This window comes from Pseudomonas sp. CGJS7 (genome assembly GCF_036961695.1).
Window position 1 is genome coordinate 1 of sequence record NZ_JBAMDI010000060.1, and the last position, 20737, is coordinate 20737.

The window sequence follows — 20737 nt, forward strand, 5'->3', positions numbered from 1 at the left end:
GGTTTACCCGCGAATACGGTAGCGGCGGCAACGGTGAACGGCGGGGGTAATTGGCCAGCAGGGCCGGCCCTTTCGCGGGTAAACCCGCTCCTACGAAGACCGGCAGATACAAAAAAGCCCGCAGCGAATGCGGGCTTTGTCGTATCTGGCCGTTTGATCAGAACCGATAAACTTCCATATCGGTGCGAATCGGCGAGGCCATCGGGATTTTGGGCTTCTCCGGCCCCTTCTTCACCTGCGTCGGTGCAGCGGGCTTTTTCGGTGCCTCTTCGGCAATCGCCGGCTGGTTGGCCAGCGGCTTCACCGCCGTGCTCAGCTGTTCGGCCAGCTTCTGCAGCAGTTGGCCCTGAGCCTGCACCTGCGACGACTCACTGCCCTCGTGCTGCTGCTCGAGGTGGATGATACGGTTGTCACGCACATGGCCACGGCGGTCAAGCAGACGCCACTGGGCATCCAGGATGGCCGGCTGGTTCTTGCCAGAATCCAGGCGTGTGATCGACAACAGCACTTGTACGTCCGGGCTGAAGCCTGCGGTCGCCGGGGCCAGTACTACGCGTTGGCTGTCCAGGCGCCAGGCCAGTTGACGCACCAGCAGCTGGTCGATATCCGATGAAAGGCTGCCAGCCCAACGACCGTCGGTCGCCGCGCTCAGGCTGCCATCAGGTTGACGCTGCAGGAATGTCTCACGCTGAAGGTAATCGGCCACCGATACCGGGCCGAGTACCACGGCCATGCCCGCACTCTGCGACGGCTGGCCAGGATCACCACTGTCGAGCTGATACAGGGCAACCGGCTGATGCATGGTGCACCCGCCAAGGCCCAGCAGGCCAGTCATCAACAGCGCAAATGGAAGGCGCAGAAATTTCATCATCCCATCCAGGCGGCTGCCACAAGGCACACCGCAGTGATACATGTAGATTCAAACGGGCACACGGCCACGCCGGCACCGCAAGGGGCATATCATCCGCGAAATAACCGTCCGACTCCAGCATTTCTGCCCGAAACGGCGTTGAAATTGCCGTTCCAGACATTACAACCGGTTATGTCGGCACTTCCACCTGCAACCCATCGACACGCTGGAACCCGCGTGGCAGCTTGCTGCCGCGCCGACCGCGCTCGCCCTTGTAGTGCTCCAGGTCGTCCGCCTTCAAAGACAGGGTACGCTTGCCGGCCTGCAATACAAGGGTCGCGCCTTCGGGAATCACGGCCAGATCGGTAACAAATTCTTCACGGCTGGCCACCCGGTCACCCGGCACGCCAATGATCTTGTTGCCCTTGCCTTTACCCAGCTGTGGCAAGTCGCTGACCTTGAACACCAGCAGGCGGCCTTCGGTGGTCACTGCCGCCAACCAGTCCTGCTCGCGATCGGCCACCGGGCGCGGGGTCATGACCTTGGCCCCGTTGGGCAAGCTGAGCAGGCCTTTGCCGGCCTTGTTCTTGGCCTGCAGGTCTTCACCCTTGACCACGAAGCCGTAACCGGCATCCGAAGCCACCACGTACAGCGCATCGTCGTCAGGCAACAACACACATTCGAAAGTCGCCCCCGGTGGCGGCGTCAGACGGCCAGTCAGCGGCTCGCCCTGGCCACGCGCCGATGGCAGGCTGTGGGCGGCCAGCGAGTAGCTGCGACCGGTGGAATCGATAAGCACGGCAAACTGGTTGGAACGCCCGGCCGCAGCAGCCTTGAAGCCGTCGCCGGCCTTGTAGGAAAGGCCAGTGGCGTCGATATCGTGGCCCTTGGCGCAGCGCACCCAGCCCTTCTCCGACAGCACCACGGTGACGGGCTCGGTCGGCATCAGCTCGTTTTCCGACAGTGCCTTGGCTTCGGCACGCGCTACGATCGGCGAACGACGATCATCGCCATAGGTTTCGGCATCCTTGATCAGCTCGCTGCGCACCAGCTTGCGCAGTTTGGCCTCGCTCCCCAGCAAGGCCTGCAGCTTGGCTTGCTCCTTCAGCAACTCATCCTGCTCACCGCGGATCTTCATCTCTTCCAGGCGCGCCAACTGCCGCAGGCGGGTCTCGAGGATGTAGTCGGCCTGTATCTCGGTCAGCTCGAAACGTTCGATCAGGGCCTGCTTGGGGTATTCCTCGGTACGGATGATGTGGATCACTTCATCCAGGTTGAGGAATGCAGTGAGCAAACCGTCCAACAGGTGCAGACGCTTCTCGACCTTATCCAGACGATGCTGCAGGCGGCGACGAACGGTATTGGTGCGGAATTCCAGCCACTCCACCAATAGGGTTCGCAGGTTTTTCAACTGCGGCCGGCCGTCCAGGCCGATGATATTCACGTTGACCCGGTAGGTGCTTTCCAGGTCGGTGGTAGCGAACAGGTGCTGCATCAGCTCGTCGACATCGACGCGGTTGGAACGCGGGATGATGACGATACGGCACGGGTTCTCGTGGTCCGACTCGTCGCGCAGGTCGGCGACCATCGGCAGCTTCTTGGCCTGCATCTGCGCGGCAATCTGCTCCAGCACTTTGGCCCCGGAGACCTGGTGCGGCAGCGCAGTGACGACGATGTCGCCATCCTCGACGCGGTACACGGCGCGCATGCGGATCGAGCCGCGGCCGCTTTCGTACATCTTGAGAATTTCAGCCCGCGGCGTGACGATCTCTGCCTCGGTCGGGTAATCCGGCCCCTGGATGTGCTCGCACAACTGCTCGATGGTTGCCTTGGGCTCATCGAGCAGTCGCACACAGGCACTGGCCACCTCTCGCAGGTTGTGCGGCGGCACGTCGGTGGCCATGCCCACGGCGATACCGGTGGTACCGTTGAGCAGGATGTTGGGCAGGCGCGCAGGCAGCACGGCCGGTTCCTGCAACGTGCCATCGAAGTTCGGCACCCAGTCCACGGTGCCCTGGCCGACTTCGCTGAGCAGCACTTCAGCGTAGCGCGACAGCCGCGCCTCGGTGTAGCGCATGGCGGCGAACGACTTAGGATCATCCGGCGCACCCCAGTTGCCCTGGCCATCGACCAGGGTATAGCGGTAGCTGAACGGCTGCGCCATCAGCACCATGGCCTCGTAGCAGGCCGAATCGCCATGGGGATGGAACTTGCCGAGCACGTCACCGACGGTACGTGCCGACTTCTTGTGCTTGGCATCGGCATCGAGCCCCAACTCGCTCATGGCGTAGACGATGCGTCGCTGCACCGGCTTCAGGCCGTCGCCGATATGCGGCAAGGCACGGTCCATGATCACGTACATGGAGTAGTTGAGGTAGGCCTGTTCGGTGAAGTCAGCCAGCGAGCGGCGTTCGACGCCGTCCAGGCTGAGTTCCAGTGAGTCGCTCATGCGGGCCTCGTCATTATTTCAGGTTCTGGCGCAGCAGCATGGTGCCACCGCGCTGGGTAAATTCAAGTTGTTGCAGGGCACTCATGCCCAGCAGTACGGTGGACCCATCAAGGCCCGGCACCACGATGGCGCGTACGTTCTGCAGGCGGATATCGCCCAGTTGCAGGCTGGTCAGGCGCGTGCGGTAGCCTTCGGTGCGGCCGTTGGCGGTGCTCAGTAGCACCGGGCTACCGCGCTCCAGGCTCAGTTCATGAGCCAACGCCTCCGGGATCGCCACGTCGGTGGCGCCGGTGTCGAGCATGAAATGCACCACCTGGCCGTTGATGGCACCATCCACCACGAAGTGGCCCTGGCCATTACTCAGCAGGCGAACTTCGATAAAGCCTTGACCATGCTCGGATTGCACCTGGCGGTTGGGGTTACGCTGGCTGTCTTCCCACTGGCCGAAAAAGCGCGTGGCAAGAAACAGCGCCGCCGCCCAGGCGACGATCATCAGTAACTTGCCCGCGCGCTTGCCCGGCGCCTGGCTCATGGTTTGGCGCTCCAGCCGCCTTCCGGTGCGTCGAAGCGCCAGACGAGCGGCCGGGTTTCACCATCGGCACGGGCGCCGTTGTTGTTGTCCAGGCCAATCCAGGCGCCCTTGGCATCGATCACCAGTGCTTCGGCCAGACCAAACGGCTGCGCGTAGCGCCGTGACTCGACCAGCGCATCAGCAGCGAACGACCAGCAACGCTCGACCTTGCCACTGTCGACATCACGTCGGCACACCCGGTAAGCGTTACGTTCGAGGGTAAACAGCTTGCCCTCGAACCAGGCCAGGTCAGCGAAGTCGCGCGACAGGGCCCTGGCATTGGGCATCTGCGCGGGTTGCATTTCGACCCCCGCCTCGCTCAGCAGCACGCAACCACGCCCGCAGGTCCAGACCGACTGCTGGCGCTCGATAGCCAGCAGGCCACGGCGCTCACGCTCGGCAGCCAGCCACAGGCGGTCACCCGCCGGGTTGATCGCCAGGCCTTCGAACAGGGCATTGAAGTTCAGCAGCATGCCGCTTGCCCGGGCCTGGCGCACCATGGCCGAGTCGATCCTCAACCAGTCCGGCTCGCCTTCCAGCGGCAATTGCAGCACCGCGGCATGCGCCTCGCTGACCAGATAGAGGTTACCCGCCTGATCACAGGTGATACCTTCGAAATCCAGCTCGCCACCGCGAATGTACGATGCCGCCCAGTTGCGCGACTTCAACCCCCATGGCAGGCCGCTTTCCGGGACAGCCGGCGGGGTGAAGGTAAGCGGCTGCGCGCGCCAGGTCGGGTTCTGCTGATCGAAGCGGTAGATACGGTCGTCGTCACGATCGGACACGCCCCACAACCCACCCCGGCATTCCACCAGCCCCGACAGGTTGCCACCGCGCATACCGTCGATCGGGTGCTCGGCTGTCATCTTCAGCTCTGGCCAGTTGCCCGCCAGACAAGGCAGGGCAACCAGCGCCAGGCAAACGGCAAGTACTTGCCGAATCAAACCATGACCTCGGCCAGGTTGCCCTTGGTTTCCAGCCAACTCTTGCGGTCACCGGCGCGCTTTTTGGCCAGCAGCTTGTCCATCAGCTCGCAGGTTGCTTCTACGTCGTCCAGGGTCAGCTGCACCAGGCGCCGGGTGTTCGGGTCCATGGTGGTTTCGCGCAACTGCGGCGGGTTCATCTCGCCCAGGCCCTTGAAGCGTGTTACCTGCGGCTTGCCGCGCTTCTTCTCGGCCACCAGGCGGTCGAGGATGCCGTCACGCTCGGCTTCGTCGAGGGCGTAGTAGATTTCCTTGCCCAGGTCGATGCGGTACAGGGGCGGCATGGCCACGTAAACATGCCCAGCCTCGACCAGTGTCCGGAAGTGTTGAACGAACAGCGCACACAGCAATGTGGCGATGTGCAGACCATCGGAGTCAGCGTCGGCGAGGATGCAGATCTTGCCATAGCGCAGCTGCGCAAGGTCGGTTGCACCCGGATCGACGCCAATGGCCACGGCAATGTTGTGCACTTCCTGGCTGGCCAGGACTTCGCCCCCGTCCACTTCCCAGGTGTTGAGGATCTTGCCGCGCAGCGGCAGGATGGCCTGGAATTCCTTGTCCCGCGCCTGCTTGGCCGAACCACCGGCCGAGTCACCCTCGACGAGGAACAACTCGGCACGCATCGGGTCCTGGCCTGCACAATCGGCCAGCTTGCCGGGCAATGCCGGGCCCTGGGTGATGCGCTTGCGCTCGACCTTCTTGCTGGCCTTGAGGCGGCGCCCGGCGTTGCTGATGGCCAGTTCTGCCAGTTGCATGCCCAGCTCGGGGTGGGCGTTGAGCCACAGGCTGAAAGCATCCTTGACCACACCGGAGACGAACGCGGCCGCCTCGCGTGATGACAGGCGCTCTTTGGTCTGCCCGGAGAACTGCGGGTCCTGCATCTTCATCGACAGTACGAAGGTGATGCGCTCCCAAACGTCTTCCGGCGCCAGTTTTACCCCGCGTGGCAGCAAGTTGCGGAACTCGCAGAACTCACGCATGGCATCCAGCAGGCCCTGGCGCAGGCCGTTGACGTGGGTGCCGCCCTGGGCGGTGGGAATCAGGTTGACGTAGCTTTCCTGAATGCTGTCACCGCCTTCGGGCAGCCACAGCAAAGCCCAGTCAACCGCTTCCTTGTTACCCGCCAGGCTGCCACAGAACGGCTCGTCGGGCAGGCGCTGGAATTCGTTGACCGAGTCGACCAGGTAGGAGCGCAGGCCATCCTCGTAGTGCCATTCCACCTTTTCGCCGCTGGCCTTGTCCTCGAAGCTGACCAGCAGCCCCGGGCACAGTACCGCCTTGGCCTTGAGCACGTGCTTGAGGCGGCTGATGGAGAACTTGGGCGAGTCGAAGTACTTCGGGTCGGGGCTGAAGTACACACTGGTGCCGGTGTTGCGCTTGCCGACCGAGCCGACCACTTCCAGCTCGCTGGCCTTGAAGCCATCGGCAAAGGTCATCTGGTATTCGTTACCGTCACGTTTGACGCGCACGCGCACCTGCGTCGACAGGGCGTTGACCACCGAGATACCCACCCCGTGCAGGCCGCCGGAAAACTGATAGTTCTTGTTGGAGAACTTGCCGCCGGCGTGCAGCTTGGTGAGGATCAGCTCGACCCCGGACACGCCCTCTTCCGGATGGATGTCCACCGGCATGCCGCGGCCGTCGTCGCTGACTTCCAGCGAATGGTCGGCATGCAGGATGACCTGCACCGAACGCGCGTGGCCGGCCAGTGCTTCGTCGACACTGTTGTCGATGACTTCCTGGGCCAGGTGGTTGGGGCGGCTGGTATCGGTGTACATGCCCGGCCGCTTGCGGACCGGATCAAGGCCCGAGAGGACTTCGATGGCGTCTGCGTTATAGGCGCTAGCGCTGGGATTGGCCATAGGGTCTCGTCGTCAGTCTGGTGAATGCAAAAAAGTCAAAATACAGAAAAATCGAGCGCCGCATACTGCCCACGGGCAATGCCGGCGAACGCCAGCAGTGCCGGCAGGCGCTCGGCGAAGCCCTGGAAGCTGTGGTCGCCACCGGCCTGGATACGCAGGGCACAAGCACGGTAATAGCGCTCGGCGTGTCGATAGTCCAGGGTTTCATCGGCGGTCTGCAGCCACACTTGATAGCGGTCGGCATCGGCCGGGGCCGCGACTTCCAGCTCGGCCAGGGCCTGCACGTGATCGTGGGTCAGCTCCCAGGTTTCACCGCTGTAATGATTGCGCTGGGTGCCCAGGTAACCGTCGAAATGCTTGTGCGGGGTTACCGCCGGGTTGACCAGCAGGGCCTTGAGGCCATGGCGCTCGGCCAGGTGGGTGGCATAGTAGCCGCCGAGCGAACTGCCCACCAGCAGTGGCGCCCCCAGTTCGGCGATGGCCGCTTCGAGCTGGACCATGGCTTGCCGTGGGTGGTGGTGCAGGGCCGGCACTCGCAACTGGTCGGCCAGGCCGAGCTGCTGCATGACTGCCTCCAGCTGACGCGCCTTGGTCGAAAGCGGCGAGCTGTTGAAGCCATGGATATAGAGGATGGAACCCGACATGCTGCCCCCGGAATCTGTGGCTTCGCGCCTGATAATGCGGGCGCAGGGACGCGCAGTGTAGCGCGTTCGCCGGGTTTTGACGCAGTGCCACGGATTTCGCAATACATTTCCGGCAGGCTGACGTGGCCTGCTCAATACCCTGGGCTGTCGAAGTCGAGCTGCACCTCGAAATCCAGCGCCCGCTCCACCCCGGTCTCCAGCCGCCCGTCGGCATGCAGGCGCAACCAGCGGTACCCCGGATGCTCTTCGCTCACCTGGAAGTCTTCGCTGCGCGCCGCGAACTGAATGCAGGTCGACGGCGTGGCCAGCAGGCGCCGCCCCTCTCGGACCTCATCCCATTCCTGATGCACATGCCCCCATAACAAAGCCCGTACCTGTGGATATCCTTCAACGATATCGAACAGCGCCTGGGCATTGCGCAAGCCGATCGGCGCGATCCAGGCGCAGCCGATATCCACTGGCTGATGGTGGAAGCACACCAGGCAATGCCGCTCGCCGGCCTCTTTCAAGGCGGCTTCCAGTACGGCCAGCTGGTCATCTTGCAAAAACCCGTGGGTAGCACCCTGCACGGCGGTGTTGAGCATGACCACCCGCCACGCGCCGATATCGGTCACCGCCTGCACCAGTTCCGGCGCCACCTGCGCCATCACCTGAGCCTCGTCATGGTTGCCCGGCAGCCAGCGAGTGGGTACGGCAAACGGTGCGGTCAGCTCACGAAACGCTTCATAGGATGCCACGCTGGCATCCTGGGACAGGTCGCCCGTGCACAGCAGCAAGTCGACAAGCGGCTGCTCGCGCCGTACCTGGGCCACCACGTGGCGCAGGCTGTCTCGGGTCTTGAGGCCCAGCATGCTGCCAGCCGGGTCGGCGAACAGGTGGGCATCGGTCAGTTGCACCACATGCACGGGGCGGGATTGGTCTGGCGGCGACAACGGCCATCTCCTCGAATGGATTCAGCGGGAATTATGGCTGTGCGACGGTGACGAGCAAACACCCGCAACCGACTCACGTCACAATTCAGCGAACACTTGCCAGTTCGTGGCCGCAGGCCAGGCAGTGGCTGAGCCATTCACCCAGGAACAGGTTGAGCTGGGCCTTTTCGTCCGGCTGGTGCATGGCGTCGTTCGGATACGGGTAGATGCTGCGCAGGCGCCGGGTGTGTTCGGCGCTGACCACTTCGGCCATGCGCGCATCGTGATACACCTGCACTTCCAGGTGTGGCACTGGCAACCACGGCAGGCTGTGTTCCTGGCGCACATGCAGGGTGGTGGTATACGGGCAGGCCAGCACCACGTCGAGCACCAGCACGCCAAGCATCTGGTCACCCTGGGTCATGCCGATGCGGCGCGAGCTCTGGGTGGTGCGCATGTCGGGCAACAAGCGCATCAGCCGGGCATAGTTGGCCTCGCAGGCTGCCTGCAGCCCGACCAGGTCAACTCGATAGCGCTCGCGCAGCAGGTTCACTTCCACATACCTCTTACTTCGTCACGGTTCAGCGCCAGCCATTGCAGGCCAATGATGGTGGCCGCATTGCAGATGCGCCCGTCGCGCACCGCCCGCAGGGCATCCTCGAACGCCCACACGCGTACGCGAATGTCTTCGCCCTCTTCCTCCAGGCCATGCAGCCCTCCCGCGCCCTCGCTGCTGCAACGGCCGAGGAACAGATGAACGTATTCGTCACTGCCGCCAGGCGACGGGAAGTAGCGGGTCATCGGCCACAGGGCGCTAAAGGTCAGGCCGGCTTCTTCTTCAGCCTCGCGATGGGCGACTTCCTCGGGCTGCTCGTCTTTGTCGATCAACCCGGCAACCATCTCGATCAGCCAAGGGTTGGCGACCTTGTCCAGTGCGCCCACGCGAAACTGTTCGATCAGCACCACTTCATCGCGCGCAGGGTCGTACGGCAGCACGCATACCGCATCGTGGCGCACAAACAGTTCGCGACTGATCTCGCGCCCCATGCCCCCGGCAAATAGCTCGTGGCGCAGGCGTAACTTGTCGAGCTTGTAAAAGCCCTGGAAGCAATTGGCCCGCTCGATGATTTCGAAGCCCTTGGGCACAGCGTTCAACGCGTCTGACATGGAAATCCTCATTACCTCGAATACTGCTTCGCGCCATCCTACTCCGCACGCCTGTTGGTTTCACCCCTTTCCAGCAACCGCTGGCGCACTCGGGACAGCAGCCCTTCACTCTGTTAGCTTAGTGGCGAACTGAAGGCCGCGCAGACGGTCAAAGGCCGACTTTTCCCTGTTCTGCAAGGATCATCATGACACTTGTCAAACTGACTTCCGTGGCCGTGCTGGCACTCGCTCTGGGCGCCTGCCAGAGCCTGTTCACGCCCAACTACCGGGCCCCGCTCGAGGTCAAGCGCGACGCCTGGGAGCATGTCAAACCCGGCTGCAGCGAGAGCGACTGCCCGCTGGTGAACATCGACATGATCCACTTCCCGGCCCTGCCCAAGCTCGACGGCATCGTCGAAAAACGCCTGCTGCAACTGACCGAAGACAATCAGCATGGCACCGCACCAGCCACCCTGCAGGCCTACGAACAGCAATATCTGGCCAGTGCCGACAAACGTAACAGCAGCTACTTGCAAGCCAAGGTACGCGAGCAGCATGACGGGCTGGTGATCATCGAGTTGTCCAGCTACCTGGACAGCGGTGGCGCCCACGGCATGCCCGGGCGCGGCTTCATCAACTATTCACGCAAACTGGACAAGGTGCTGACCCTGCAGGACATGCTGGTGCCCGGCCAGGAAGACACCTTCTGGAAAACCGTCGAAGAATCGCACCGTGCCTGGCTGATGAGCGTGGGTATGGACAAGGATGCCGAGTTCGTCAAGACCTGGCCATTCAAGAAATCGCCGCACGTCGCCCTGACGTACGGCGCGGTAGTGGTCAAGTACGAGGTCTATGCCATCGCGCCCTATTCCATGGGCCACGTGGAACTGAAGATCCCCTACCCGCGCCTGAATGGCGTACTCAAGCCTGAACTGTTTCCCGGCCGCGGCTGAGGCTTAGCAGCCCATGCAGCACACCTGCCAGCAGCAATGCGGGCAGGGTAGCGCCCAGTTCGGGCGCCTTGGCGGCAATCAGGTGATAGGCCACCGCCCCGGCAAACCAGGCCACCAACGCCTGCCAGTGCAAGCCATTGACCTGTGCTGGCAGACGGCGTCGACGGACCACGTAGTGGTCCATCAGCACCACGCCGAACAGCGGTGCGAACACCGAACCGATCAGCAACAGGAAGTTTTCGTACTGTGCCAGTGGCGCCAACAGGGCGATCAGGGTGCACAACACGCCGATGGCCAACGCCAGGTGCTCGACCTTCAGCGGTAGCAGCACACCGGTGGAAACCGCCGCCGAGTGGATGTCGGCGAAGGCCTTTTCCGACTCGTCCAGCAGAATAAGCAGCAGCGGAATCCCCATGCCGGCGCCCGCCAGGGCCAGCAGCAAGGCATTGACTTCGCCACTGGCGGCGAACGCCAGCGTGTACGCCACGCCCAGGCTCATCAGCCAGGTGTTGCCGATGAAGTAGCCCACTACCGTACCGCCGAACACATGCCTGCCATTGCGGGCAAAGCGCGAGTAGTCCGCGATCAGCGGCAGCCAGGACAGCGGCATGGCGATGACGATATCGAAGCCAACCGCCAGCGACATCGAACCATCCCCGGCACGGTTCCACAGCTCCGCCAGGTCGGCCTTGGCGAACAGGTTCCAGGTCAGCCACAGACAGGCGCCCAGCAACAACCAGATGCCCCAGGCGCGCAGCACCTTGCGCACGAAGGCCAGTGGCCCGCTGACAGCCAGCAGGGTGGCCAGGGCACCGAAGCACAGCGTCCAGAGCATGGGGCTGTTCCAGGCACTTTCCTCACCGAACGCTCGCGCACCCAGCAAGCTGGCAGCATCGCGCATGACGATAATCTCGAAAGCGCCCCAACCCACCAGTTGCAGCAAGTTGAGCAGCGCCGGCAAGCGCGCGCCATGGCTGCCCAGGCTGAGTTTCAGGGTGCCCATGGCGGACAGCCCGGTGTCACTGCCAATAACCCCCGCCGCCCCCAGCAACAGCACACCGACACCGGTGCCCAGAGCGATGGCCAGCACCGCGCCAGCAAGGCCCAGGCCTGGCGCCAGCATAGCGCCGACCTGCAGCACCATCAGGCCGATGCCGAGGGAAAACCACAGTGAAAACAGGTCGCGAGCACCGAAGATGCGCTGCTGGATGGGGATTGGATGGTCGGGAGAGAACTGGCTGGGTGATGTCATGGTCATGTCCGCAGGAGTGATGTTAAGTGGCATACACCACCCTGTGGGAGCGGGCTTGCCCGCGAACACCGGCAAAGCCGGTGCCATGCACCGCAGTGCTTGCTTCGCGGGCAAGCCCGCTCCCACAGGGTAAGGTGCTGCGGTTTAGACTTTGTGGTACAGCTGGCTGCCTTCCTGGCGGAACCGCTCGGCCTGCTCACGCATGCCTTGCTCGACCGTCACATCCACGGCCTCGATCTTGGCAGCGTACTCACGCACTTCCTGGGTGATCTTCATCGAGCAGAACTTCGGCCCGCACATCGAGCAGAAGTGCGCGACCTTGGCCGATTCCTTCGGCAGGGTCTCGTCGTGGAAAGCACGGGCGGTGTCCGGGTCGAGGCCCAGGTTGAACTGGTCTTCCCAACGGAACTCGAAACGCGCCTTGGACAAGGCGTTGTCGCGAATCTGTGCACCCGGGTGGCCCTTGGCAAGGTCGGCGGCATGCGCGGCGATCTTGTAGGTGATGATGCCGGTCTTGACGTCGTCCTTGTTCGGCAGGCCCAGGTGCTCCTTCGGCGTGACGTAGCAGAGCATGGCGCAACCGAACCAGCCGATCATCGCCGCACCAATGCCCGAGGTGATGTGGTCGTAACCCGGCGCGATGTCGGTAGTCAGTGGGCCGAGGGTGTAGAACGGCGCCTCGTCGCAGCACTCCAGCTGCTTGTCCATGTTCTCTTTGATCAATTGCATCGGCACGTGGCCGGGGCCTTCGATCATGCATTGCACGTCGTGCTTCCAGGCAATCTTGGTCAGCTCGCCGAGGGTTTCCAGCTCACCGAATTGCGCGGCGTCGTTGGCGTCGGCAATCGAGCCAGGGCGCAGGCCGTCGCCCAGCGAGAAGCTGACGTCGTAGGCCTTCATGATTTCGCAGATTTCGTCGAAGTGGGTGTACAGGAAGTTTTCCTTGTGGTGCGCCAGGCACCACTTGGCCATGATCGAGCCACCGCGGCTGACGATGCCGGTGACCCGCTTGGCGGTCAGGGGCACATAGCGCAGCAGCACACCGGCGTGAATGGTGAAGTAGTCCACGCCCTGTTCGGCCTGCTCGATCAGGGTGTCGCGGAACAGTTCCCAGGTCAGGTCCTCTGCCACGCCGTTGACCTTTTCCAGGGCCTGGTAGATCGGCACGGTACCGATCGGCACCGGCGAGTTGCGAATGATCCACTCGCGGGTTTCGTGGATGTGCTTGCCGGTGGACAGGTCCATGACCGTGTCCGAGCCCCAGCGGATGCCCCAGGTCAGCTTGGCCACCTCTTCCTCGATCGAGGAACCCAGGGCGCTGTTGCCGATGTTACCGTTGATCTTCACCAGGAAGTTGCGACCGATGATCATCGGCTCTACTTCCGGGTGGTTGATGTTGGCCGGAATGATCGCGCGGCCACGGGCGATTTCCTGGCGAACGAATTCAGGGGTGATTTCTTTCGGGATGTTGGCACCGAAGCTGTGGCCGGCATGTTGCTCATTCAGCAGGCCGGCGGCGCGGGCCTCCTGCAGCTTCATGTTTTCGCGGATGGCCACGTATTCCATTTCGGCGGTGATGATGCCCTGACGGGCATAGTGCATCTGCGAGACGTTGGCGCCGGCCTTGGCACGACGCGGGTTGCGCACATGGGCGAAACGCAGCTTGGCCAGCTCTGCATCGTTCAGGCGCTGCTGGCCGAAGTCGGAGCTCAGGCCTTCCAGGCGCTCGGTGTCACCGCGGGCTTCGATCCACGCCGAACGCACATCGGCCAGGCCTTTGCGCACGTCGATGATCACGTCGGGGTCGGTGTACGGGCCAGACGTGTCATACACCAGCACCGGGGCGTTGGACTCGCCGCCGAAATCGGTCGGGGTGTCATCCAGGCTGATTTCACGCATGGGGACACGGATGTCCGGGCGCGAGCCTTCGACATACACCTTGCGCGAACGCGGGAAGGGTTGCACGGACTGCTGATCGACTTGTGCCGATTCGCTGAGGTTGATCGCTTTTTCTTGTTTGGTCATCACAGGCTCTCCTGACGGCTTCCTAGCAGTGGAATGTCGGGGTGAACCTGAAACGCGCGGACGCACCCTCTTTGGGTGCAGTGCCGGACATGGGGGTGCCTGAAGCTGTATGCAGCTGTGACAATCCCGGACCTGGCACAAGAGGCTCCCCGGGAAGGCGAGCAATCTTGTTCCCTACGCAGGCGCTAACCTGATCAGGTTCAACGGGATCCGCACCTCTGCGATCTCAGCCTTTGCTTCAAGGCACCCCGACAAGAACATGCGCAGTCTAGACTGGAGTGGTCAGCAAAGCCAAGCAGGTAAATGCGCGGATGATGAAAGGCACACCGAGCGATTGTTGCCGGGTGCGCATGGCACTACACTGGCCCATCGCTCGATACTCAACAGTTCAGTAATTAAATTTCGTACAAGGATTGCCTCTATGCTGCGCAAACTCTCACTGGCGATAGCCGTGTCTTGTGCGTCCAACGGAGTGGTCTGGGCAGCGGACGTGCCCTCGACAGTCAAAACCGATCTGGTCAGCGTCTACCAGGAAGCAGTGGACAACAACGCCGACCTGGCTGCAGCCCGCGCCGATTACGGGGCGCGCCGCGAAGTGGTGCCGCAGGCCCGCGCCGGGTTGCTGCCAAACCTGTCGGCCGGTGCCGAGATGATGAACACCCGCACCAAGCTGGACGAGCCATCCATCACGTCCAATCGCAGCGGCAACGCCTGGAGCGCGACCCTGGCTCAGCCGATCTTCCGCGCTGATCGCTGGTTCCAGTTGCAAGCCGCCGAAGCAGTCAACGAACAGGCAGCCCTGGAGCTGTCGGCGACCGAGCAAAACCTGATCCTGCAAACCGCGCAAAACTACTTCGCCGTCCTCCGCGCCCAGGACAACCTGGCCGCCACCAAGGCAGAAGAAGCCGCCTTCAAGCGCCAGTTGGACCAGTCCAACGAGCGTTTCGACGTGGGCCTTTCGGACAAGACCGACGTGCTGCAATCCCAAGCCAGTTATGACACTGCACGGGCCAACCGGATCATCGCCGAACGCCAGGTGCAGGATGCCTTCGAGGCCCTGGTAACCCTGACCAACCGTGAGTACACCTCTATCCAGGGCGTGGTGCATAGCCTGCCGGTACAAGTGCCAACGCCCAACGATGCCAAAGCCTGGGTCGAAACCGCCGGGCGCCAGAACCTCAACCTGCTGGCCACCAACTACGCGGTTTCTGCCGCAGAAGAGACCCTGCGTCAGCGCAAGGCCGGGCATGCACCGACACTGGACGCCGTGGCCAAGTACCAGAAGGGTGACAACGACAGCCTTGGCTTCACCAACCCGGCGCCGCAGCAAAACGTGCGCTACGGCGGCGACGTCGAGCAGACCAGCGTTGGCCTGCAACTGAACATACCGATCTACAGTGGCGGCCTGACCAGCTCGCAGGTACGCGAGGCTTACCAGCGCCTGAGCCAGAGCGAGCAACAGCGTGAAAGCCTGCGCCGCCAGGTCGTGGAAAACACCCGCAACCTGCACCGCGCAGTGAACACCGATGTGGAACAGGTACAGGCGCGCAAGCAGTCGATCATTTCCAACCAGAGCGCGCTGGAAGCCACCGAAATCGGCTACCAGGTCGGTACCCGCAACATCGTCGACGTGCTTGATGCCCAGCGCCAGCTGTACACCTCGGTGCGCGACTACAACAATAGCCGTTACGACTACATCCTCGACAACCTGAGCCTGAAGCAGGCAGCCGGCACCCTGAGCCCGCAAGACCTGCAGGACCTGAAGCGCTACCTGAAACCTGACTACAACCCGGACAAGGACTTCCTGCCGCCGGACCTGGCGGCAGCAGCGGCCAAGAACTTCGAGCGCAGGCCTTGAGATAGGTGCTGGACTCTTCGCGGGCTTGCCCGCTCCCACACGGTGCCAGGCCTGAAGGCATGATGCACCTGTGAGAGCTGGCTTGCTGGCGATAGGCCGCCAATATCACTCCAGACATGTACGACAACGCCTAGGCGGCTACGGCAATCGTCGAGTCGATGCGTTGCGCCGACATATCACCGATAAGCACAGGCCCCGCAGGTTCAGGGGCGAACGCAGCCATTGCATCAACAAGATTCCCCAGGCTCGGTAGCGAGTGCTCGACAGCAACCAGCGATGACCCTGCTGAAATGGCGGAAATCTCTGGCACGGCAACCGCTTCAGATGTGACCATTGCCGGCTGCGCAAAGATAAAGTCCTCCGCTGTCACCTGCGCAACTTCGAGCGCATCCAGGTACAGCATCTTCACAATACCTTCCTGCCCCGGCACTGCCTGGGTATCAACGGCTACACCGTGAATCTGCGCAAAGTCATTGAGTTTGAAGCGCTGGACTTTGCTGACGTGCAGATCCTCGAAGCGACTGATGCCTACCTGGGTCAGGTCAATCTTGTCGATACCGTGTCGGAACCCCCGAAGGGTGTTCTTGTAATCGCTCACACCTTCTTGTTTTGTCACCAGAAATACGCTGGGCGCAACCGTCGGCGGGGAATATATCGTGCCTGCCAACGAAGCCACCAACTGCCCGGATGCGTCACTGGCAAGCGACACGCCACCTGCACCACCGGTAAGCAGAACATTCGCGGTGACAGGCGGGGTCGTCTGCTCTTCAGGGCTGCCCTCGAAATAACCTGGCGCAGCGGTGAAAGCGTCAAGGAAACGGAAGTTCGCTGACCGCAGTTCAGCAATCGTAGTGTCCGCAATCGTCAGCTTCTGCCCACTGCCAAGGTCGAGCACAGTCGAATTGCCGTCCTGTTGCATCTGCAAGTCAGCAAACCCTGAACCACCAAAGCCGACCAGGTCGATCACCTCACGCGAAGTCTCGAACTGCTTGAGTACATCGTTACCGCCTGCACGCCTGTGGATGACAAAGCGGTCGGTACCCTCACCCCCCTTGAGGAGATTGTACCCACGGCCACCATCCAGTAATGCCCCGGCGGGCCCGGCGATCAAGGTATCGTCGCCATCACCACTGATAAGGTTTTGCACCGAACCAGGGGCTATGGTGAGCGCCGCACCGGCAATACTGGCGCTGCCGCTGGCCAGATCCACCGAGATACTGCGACTTACTGCAGCCGCATTCAACGTATTGCGCCCGCCAGCGGTGCCGCTGATGGCATCGTCAAGCTTCGCGCGCCCTGGGTTTTCTGCCACCAGGTTCGCGTAGTCGTCGGTAAAGTAATAGACATCATCGGTGGTGCCGGGGCTGCCGACGAGGCGCAGCGTCCAGCGATCAAGCGTTAGCGGTAAGCCAGCAACAGCATTACGCACCTCAAGCTTCCACTCCCCAGCCGAGCGCTCTGCGCGATGATGGGTCGACATAAACCCATATTTGAACGCCCCTGAACGCGAATCGCCCAGATCGTCATCACCAGAGCCCGGCGCCTTGCCTGTGCGATCGAGCAGTACGCTGCGCGTGCCGCCAGGCGACACCAGCGTGAGCGTCATGTCGCCAAGGCGGCCGAGCATCGAGTGGACATCGACCTCCACATGCTCCACCAGCAAATCAGCCGGCAGGGTCAAAGACAAAGTCACAACCTGCCCCGCCGCAACCTGTTGAGCCACTGGTTCACTGCTGGCTGTCAGCAGCCGTTCATTGGCCTTGGTCGCCCGGCTCCCCCAGGACTCGGCAAGGCGCACTGCGGCGCGGGCGTCGATCATGCCAAAGCCATAGTCGTGGCTGGCGTGCATGCCACCGCCATTCCAATTGCGACCTGCGTTGTAAGCCCATTGGGTTGATGCGTCGTCCACTTTGCGCGCAGACAGTGCGAGGATCTGCTGAACATCCCGGTAACCCAACCCCGGGTTGGCCTGCAACATCAACGCCACCACGCCTGAGACGATCGGCGCGGCGAAGCTGGTGCCCTGAGTCGTGCTGTAGGCGCTGCCGACCGACGCACCGCGCTCCGCTTCAAGGCTGACGCCACTGGATAAAACATGGCTCCCCGGTGCAGCGACCAGCAAGCTGGAGCCTGGATTGGAAAAGGGTGCCGTGGCAGCTTGCAGTACCGAGAGGTCTGCCTTTGCGTTGATGGCCGCCACTTCAATGGCGTGGCGGTTGTTGTTGGTCAGCGAGCCCTGTGCATTACCGCCTTTATGGCGCTGGTTGCCACCAGAGGCGACGACGATGGTGCCTAGCCCGCCACGGCCGTTGGTGGCGGCAAGCGTAGTGCTGAATGCCAGCGCCAGAGCAGTATCGACTTTTCCTTCTGGAACATTTGTGAGTCCGAAGTCCGTTTTGAAACCCCAACTGTTGTTGGCAATGTCGTAGTTGACCATTTGCCCCAAATTGGTCAGGTCATCGCCTTTGTTGGCCAGGTAGTGCCCGCCGATCTTCGCCTCATATGCGATGCCGATCCCTCCTTGATCATTGCGCGCGCCAACCATGACCCCAGCCACTTGAGTGGCATGATTGGACGCCAGAGCGGGCAGCGTGCCATTGGTGCGTTGGGTTTGCAGCCAGATGGGATCGATATTCGGCTTGAGATCGGGGTGCCCGATGTCGAAGATTTCCGGCGCCACGGCAAACTCCCCACCCGGCTCGAACTGCCCTATCCTCACCCCCTTGCCCGTGAAGTCACGCCATACCGGCGCGACATTGATCTCGTCCAGATACCACTGCCGCCCCGACAGCGGGTCAGCGGGGGATTGTTCATGGCGCAACGTTACCGTTGCCCGCAAGGGTGCTGATGCAGCACTGCCCACCTCGGTCACACTCATGGACGCGTTGCCGGCAGCATCGACCAAGTCGTAACGGAAACTGACATCACCGTCATGGCCTGGCAACGGCGTGACCTCCACATCACCCTGCTCATTCAGCCGCACTGTTGCACCCTTGCCAGCGCTGACTGAGGCGATGCGCAATGGCCCGCTGCTGCCAAGTGGCTGATCATTGCCCAGTAGCGCCGTTGCAGGGACTATCAGCGCCGTGTCAGTGGTGGCGAATGTAGCCAGTTGCTCAGGCGAGAGCCTGTCGCCGATTGGCATGGCGCCCCCGCCAAGAAGATCGATGGCAGCAATGTCGGCGAAGCTGAGTTTCTGGATGTTGCTCAAGCTCAGACGGCCATCTCGTCCCGCCACGGTGTCGGTGATCAGGTGGCCCGATTCGGTACGTGTGATCAGGTACTCGTCGTGAGCACCATGCAAACTGACCAGGTTGGTGCCCGCGCCTCCGTCGATCGTGGCATCGCCGCGTCCGGCCTCGATCACGTCATCGGCAGCACCGCCCGTAATCTGATCAGCGCCACCACCGGCGTAAATGATACTTCCGCCCGCCGAGGCCCGGATGCGATCCCCCTTGGGGCCCGCATAGATCACCGACTTGCCGGTACCACCAATGATGTCGTTACGGCCCGTACCGCCAACCAGCACATCGTTGCCGCCACCACCGATCAGCAAGCTGTCGCCCGAGCCGCCCTTGATGAAAACTCCGCGTTGACCGCCGCTGGCGATGATGTCCTTACCCCGCCCGCCTTGCGCAATGGTCAGCCCGGCCTTGGCCATGTTCAGCCCAACGCCATGCTCCCCCACGATCAGCGCCGTGTCGCGCCCACCATTGCCCTGCATGTTCGCCCAATCGTCGCTGGCACTGATCACGAATACATCGTCGCCCGCCCCGCCGTGATAGGTGTTGCTGCCACCGCCACCAACCAGCCAACTGCCCTCTGGGGCCGCGGTCAAGACATCATCGCCCGCGCTGCCGTACAGCGTCTGTACGCCGAGCGCTGCGGCGTCCAGCGTGCTGCCTTGAGCACTCTGGCTGATGTAGGCCCTTCGGGAAGTGGGCCCGCTTGACGAAGTCAGTAGAGTGCCACCCTCCTGGGCCTCGATCCGATTACCGACGGTATCGGCGAGAAACCTCACCGCCAGTACTTCCCGGTCCTCACCATTAACAGTGAAAGCGCCTCGGGAAATGACCTCGTTACCCTGACGCACCTCTCCTACCGGCTCGACCTGGCCGAGCTTGATCTGGCTAATGCCATGCTCCTGCAATGCCCTCAGCTCACCGGCATCGGCAAGCCCGTCATGGTTGCCATCGACCCACACCTTCAATTGCGCCCAGACGGCGTCTTCAGCGTTGATGACGCCATCGGCGTTGGCGTCAACACTTGCCAGGGCGGCGAAGCCATCCTTGAACGGTGTTTCACCAGAGCTGCCGTCGCTGCCTGCCTTGCCGCCGTAGTATTCGGAGAACAGCTGGCTGACGTTGCTCACCTGGCCGGTACCGTTGTCATGCACCAGCATGCCGGTCAGCCGGTCTGCCCAGCCGGTGCGGCGCAGTGAACCACTGTTATCGATATCGAACAGTACGCCTTCCTCGATACCCGTCAGACCAACGCCCTTGCCGCTGAGGTCGAGCAAGAGCGGGTCGACAAACGTGTTCACCGTGGTCATTGCTGCCAACCCGTTGAGTACCACGGCATTGCGCAGGCTGAAATCCGGTTGTTCATTGCCATCACGATAGAACTGAGCCAGATGCTGATTGGGTCGCACGTTGGGGTCGATCTGGAGCTCGCCGGGGCGAACACCACCGGTGGCCAAACTGCCCAACTGAGCGGAGGTGAAGTCGGTGTTGTCGAGGGTGCTGTCGGTGAATGCGATACTGTGGGTCAGGCGACGATCGACGTAGCCGTTGGAGACGTCATTGCGGATATCGTCCTGGCCTTGGAGGTCACGGCGGGATTCGGTTGTGGGGGTGATTTCGATGTTCAAGGATGGATCTATAGCCCCAGGGTTCTCGGAATCTACGAGCTCGGAGATCACACTGGCCAAGCCATTTCCCGCAACTTCTCCGATTGAATAAAGAAACGATGCAATGGCGGTCGGCGAATCAATACGAGATTTCCAGTACTTGGCCATGCCACGCATATCATCCGGTGCCACTACAGTGCTATAAGCCATTCTACTATCAGTCTGAATGGACAACCAAAACTCACTACCCGGGCTTCCCGCCGCATCCAGTACCTTTTCCCAATATGACTCACGATGCTCCGGATGGGTTAACTCAAACACAGAATTCAAAGTCCAGGCATCTTTCGACCTACCCAAGTTTTTAAATACTTTACTATGGAACGC

General features: G+C 62.2%; 14 protein-coding genes and 1 riboswitch. Of the genes, 2 read left to right on the plus strand and 12 right to left on the minus strand.

The genetic code is table 11. The features are described 5' to 3' along the window. Positions 1-157: 157 nt before the first annotated feature. From V7787_RS29395 to V7787_RS29435, 9 genes are all read right to left on the minus strand, one after another. A complete protein-coding gene (locus V7787_RS29395) occupies positions 158-868 on the minus strand; it encodes a PqiC family protein (protein ID WP_019437569.1) in 711 nt (236 codons plus the stop codon). Between the two features lie 172 nt (positions 869-1040). After that, positions 1041-3299, minus strand: coding sequence for a DNA topoisomerase IV subunit A (gene parC, locus V7787_RS29400; RefSeq protein ID WP_010955494.1), 2259 nt, complete (start codon positions 3297-3299; stop codon positions 1041-1043). Between the two features lie 13 nt (positions 3300-3312). Next, the gene (locus V7787_RS29405; protein WP_010955495.1) at positions 3313-3831 is read right to left on the minus strand and encodes a retropepsin-like aspartic protease family protein; all 519 of its coding nucleotides are present in this window, start codon (positions 3829-3831) and stop codon (positions 3313-3315) included. Then, positions 3828-4814, minus strand: a complete 987-nt coding sequence (locus V7787_RS29410) for an esterase-like activity of phytase family protein (RefSeq protein WP_064492576.1) — start codon at positions 4812-4814, stop codon at positions 3828-3830. Before V7787_RS29410 ends, V7787_RS29405 begins: the two co-directional genes overlap by 4 nt. Beyond that, a complete protein-coding gene (gene parE / locus V7787_RS29415) occupies positions 4811-6715 on the minus strand; it encodes a DNA topoisomerase IV subunit B (RefSeq protein WP_010955497.1) in 1905 nt (634 codons plus the stop codon). Before parE ends, V7787_RS29410 begins: the two co-directional genes overlap by 4 nt. 35 nt (positions 6716-6750) lie before the next feature. Further along, positions 6751-7359: a YqiA/YcfP family alpha/beta fold hydrolase gene (locus V7787_RS29420; protein WP_003249484.1), complete on the minus strand. Its 609-nt coding sequence runs from the start codon at positions 7357-7359 to the stop codon at positions 6751-6753. A gap of 131 nt (positions 7360-7490) precedes the next feature. Then, positions 7491-8291 (minus strand): 3',5'-cyclic-AMP phosphodiesterase, encoded by an 801-nt coding sequence (gene cpdA / locus V7787_RS29425; protein WP_014859643.1) that lies wholly within the window; start codon positions 8289-8291, stop codon positions 7491-7493. A gap of 85 nt (positions 8292-8376) precedes the next feature. Further along, on the minus strand, positions 8377-8829 hold the full coding sequence (locus tag V7787_RS29430; RefSeq protein WP_003249480.1) for a DUF1249 domain-containing protein: 453 nt from the start codon (positions 8827-8829) through the stop codon (positions 8377-8379). Then, complete coding sequence (locus V7787_RS29435; protein WP_336090870.1) at positions 8820-9437, minus strand: NUDIX domain-containing protein; 618 nt, start codon at positions 9435-9437, stop codon at positions 8820-8822. Before V7787_RS29435 ends, V7787_RS29430 begins: the two co-directional genes overlap by 10 nt. Positions 9438-9622: 185 nt before the next feature. Between V7787_RS29435 and V7787_RS29440 the strand changes: the two genes are divergently transcribed. Continuing rightward, positions 9623-10369, plus strand: a complete 747-nt coding sequence (locus V7787_RS29440; RefSeq protein WP_003249476.1) for an RsiV family protein — start codon at positions 9623-9625, stop codon at positions 10367-10369. Here V7787_RS29440 and cytX read toward each other — a convergent pair. Together cytX and thiC are read right to left on the minus strand one after the other, a co-directional pair. Continuing rightward, the gene (cytX, locus tag V7787_RS29445; protein WP_020190063.1) at positions 10338-11621 is read right to left on the minus strand and encodes a putative hydroxymethylpyrimidine transporter CytX; all 1284 of its coding nucleotides are present in this window, start codon (positions 11619-11621) and stop codon (positions 10338-10340) included. The two genes, V7787_RS29440 and cytX, sit on opposite strands and share 32 nt — an antisense overlap. A gap of 144 nt (positions 11622-11765) precedes the next feature. Continuing rightward, the gene (thiC, locus tag V7787_RS29450; RefSeq protein ID WP_003249473.1) at positions 11766-13646 is read right to left on the minus strand and encodes a phosphomethylpyrimidine synthase ThiC; all 1881 of its coding nucleotides are present in this window, start codon (positions 13644-13646) and stop codon (positions 11766-11768) included. 154 nt (positions 13647-13800) lie between these two features. After that, positions 13801-13907, minus strand: a riboswitch (TPP riboswitch). A 160-nt stretch (positions 13908-14067) separates the two neighbouring features. Here thiC and V7787_RS29455 point away from each other — a divergent pair. Beyond that, complete coding sequence (locus V7787_RS29455) at positions 14068-15504, plus strand: TolC family outer membrane protein (protein WP_064492577.1); 1437 nt, start codon at positions 14068-14070, stop codon at positions 15502-15504. 130 nt (positions 15505-15634) lie between these two features. Here V7787_RS29455 and V7787_RS29460 read toward each other — a convergent pair whose 3' ends face one another. Then, the gene (locus V7787_RS29460; protein ID WP_336090888.1) at positions 15635-20530 is read right to left on the minus strand and encodes a S8 family serine peptidase; all 4896 of its coding nucleotides are present in this window, start codon (positions 20528-20530) and stop codon (positions 15635-15637) included. Positions 20531-20737 lie beyond the last annotated feature (207 nt).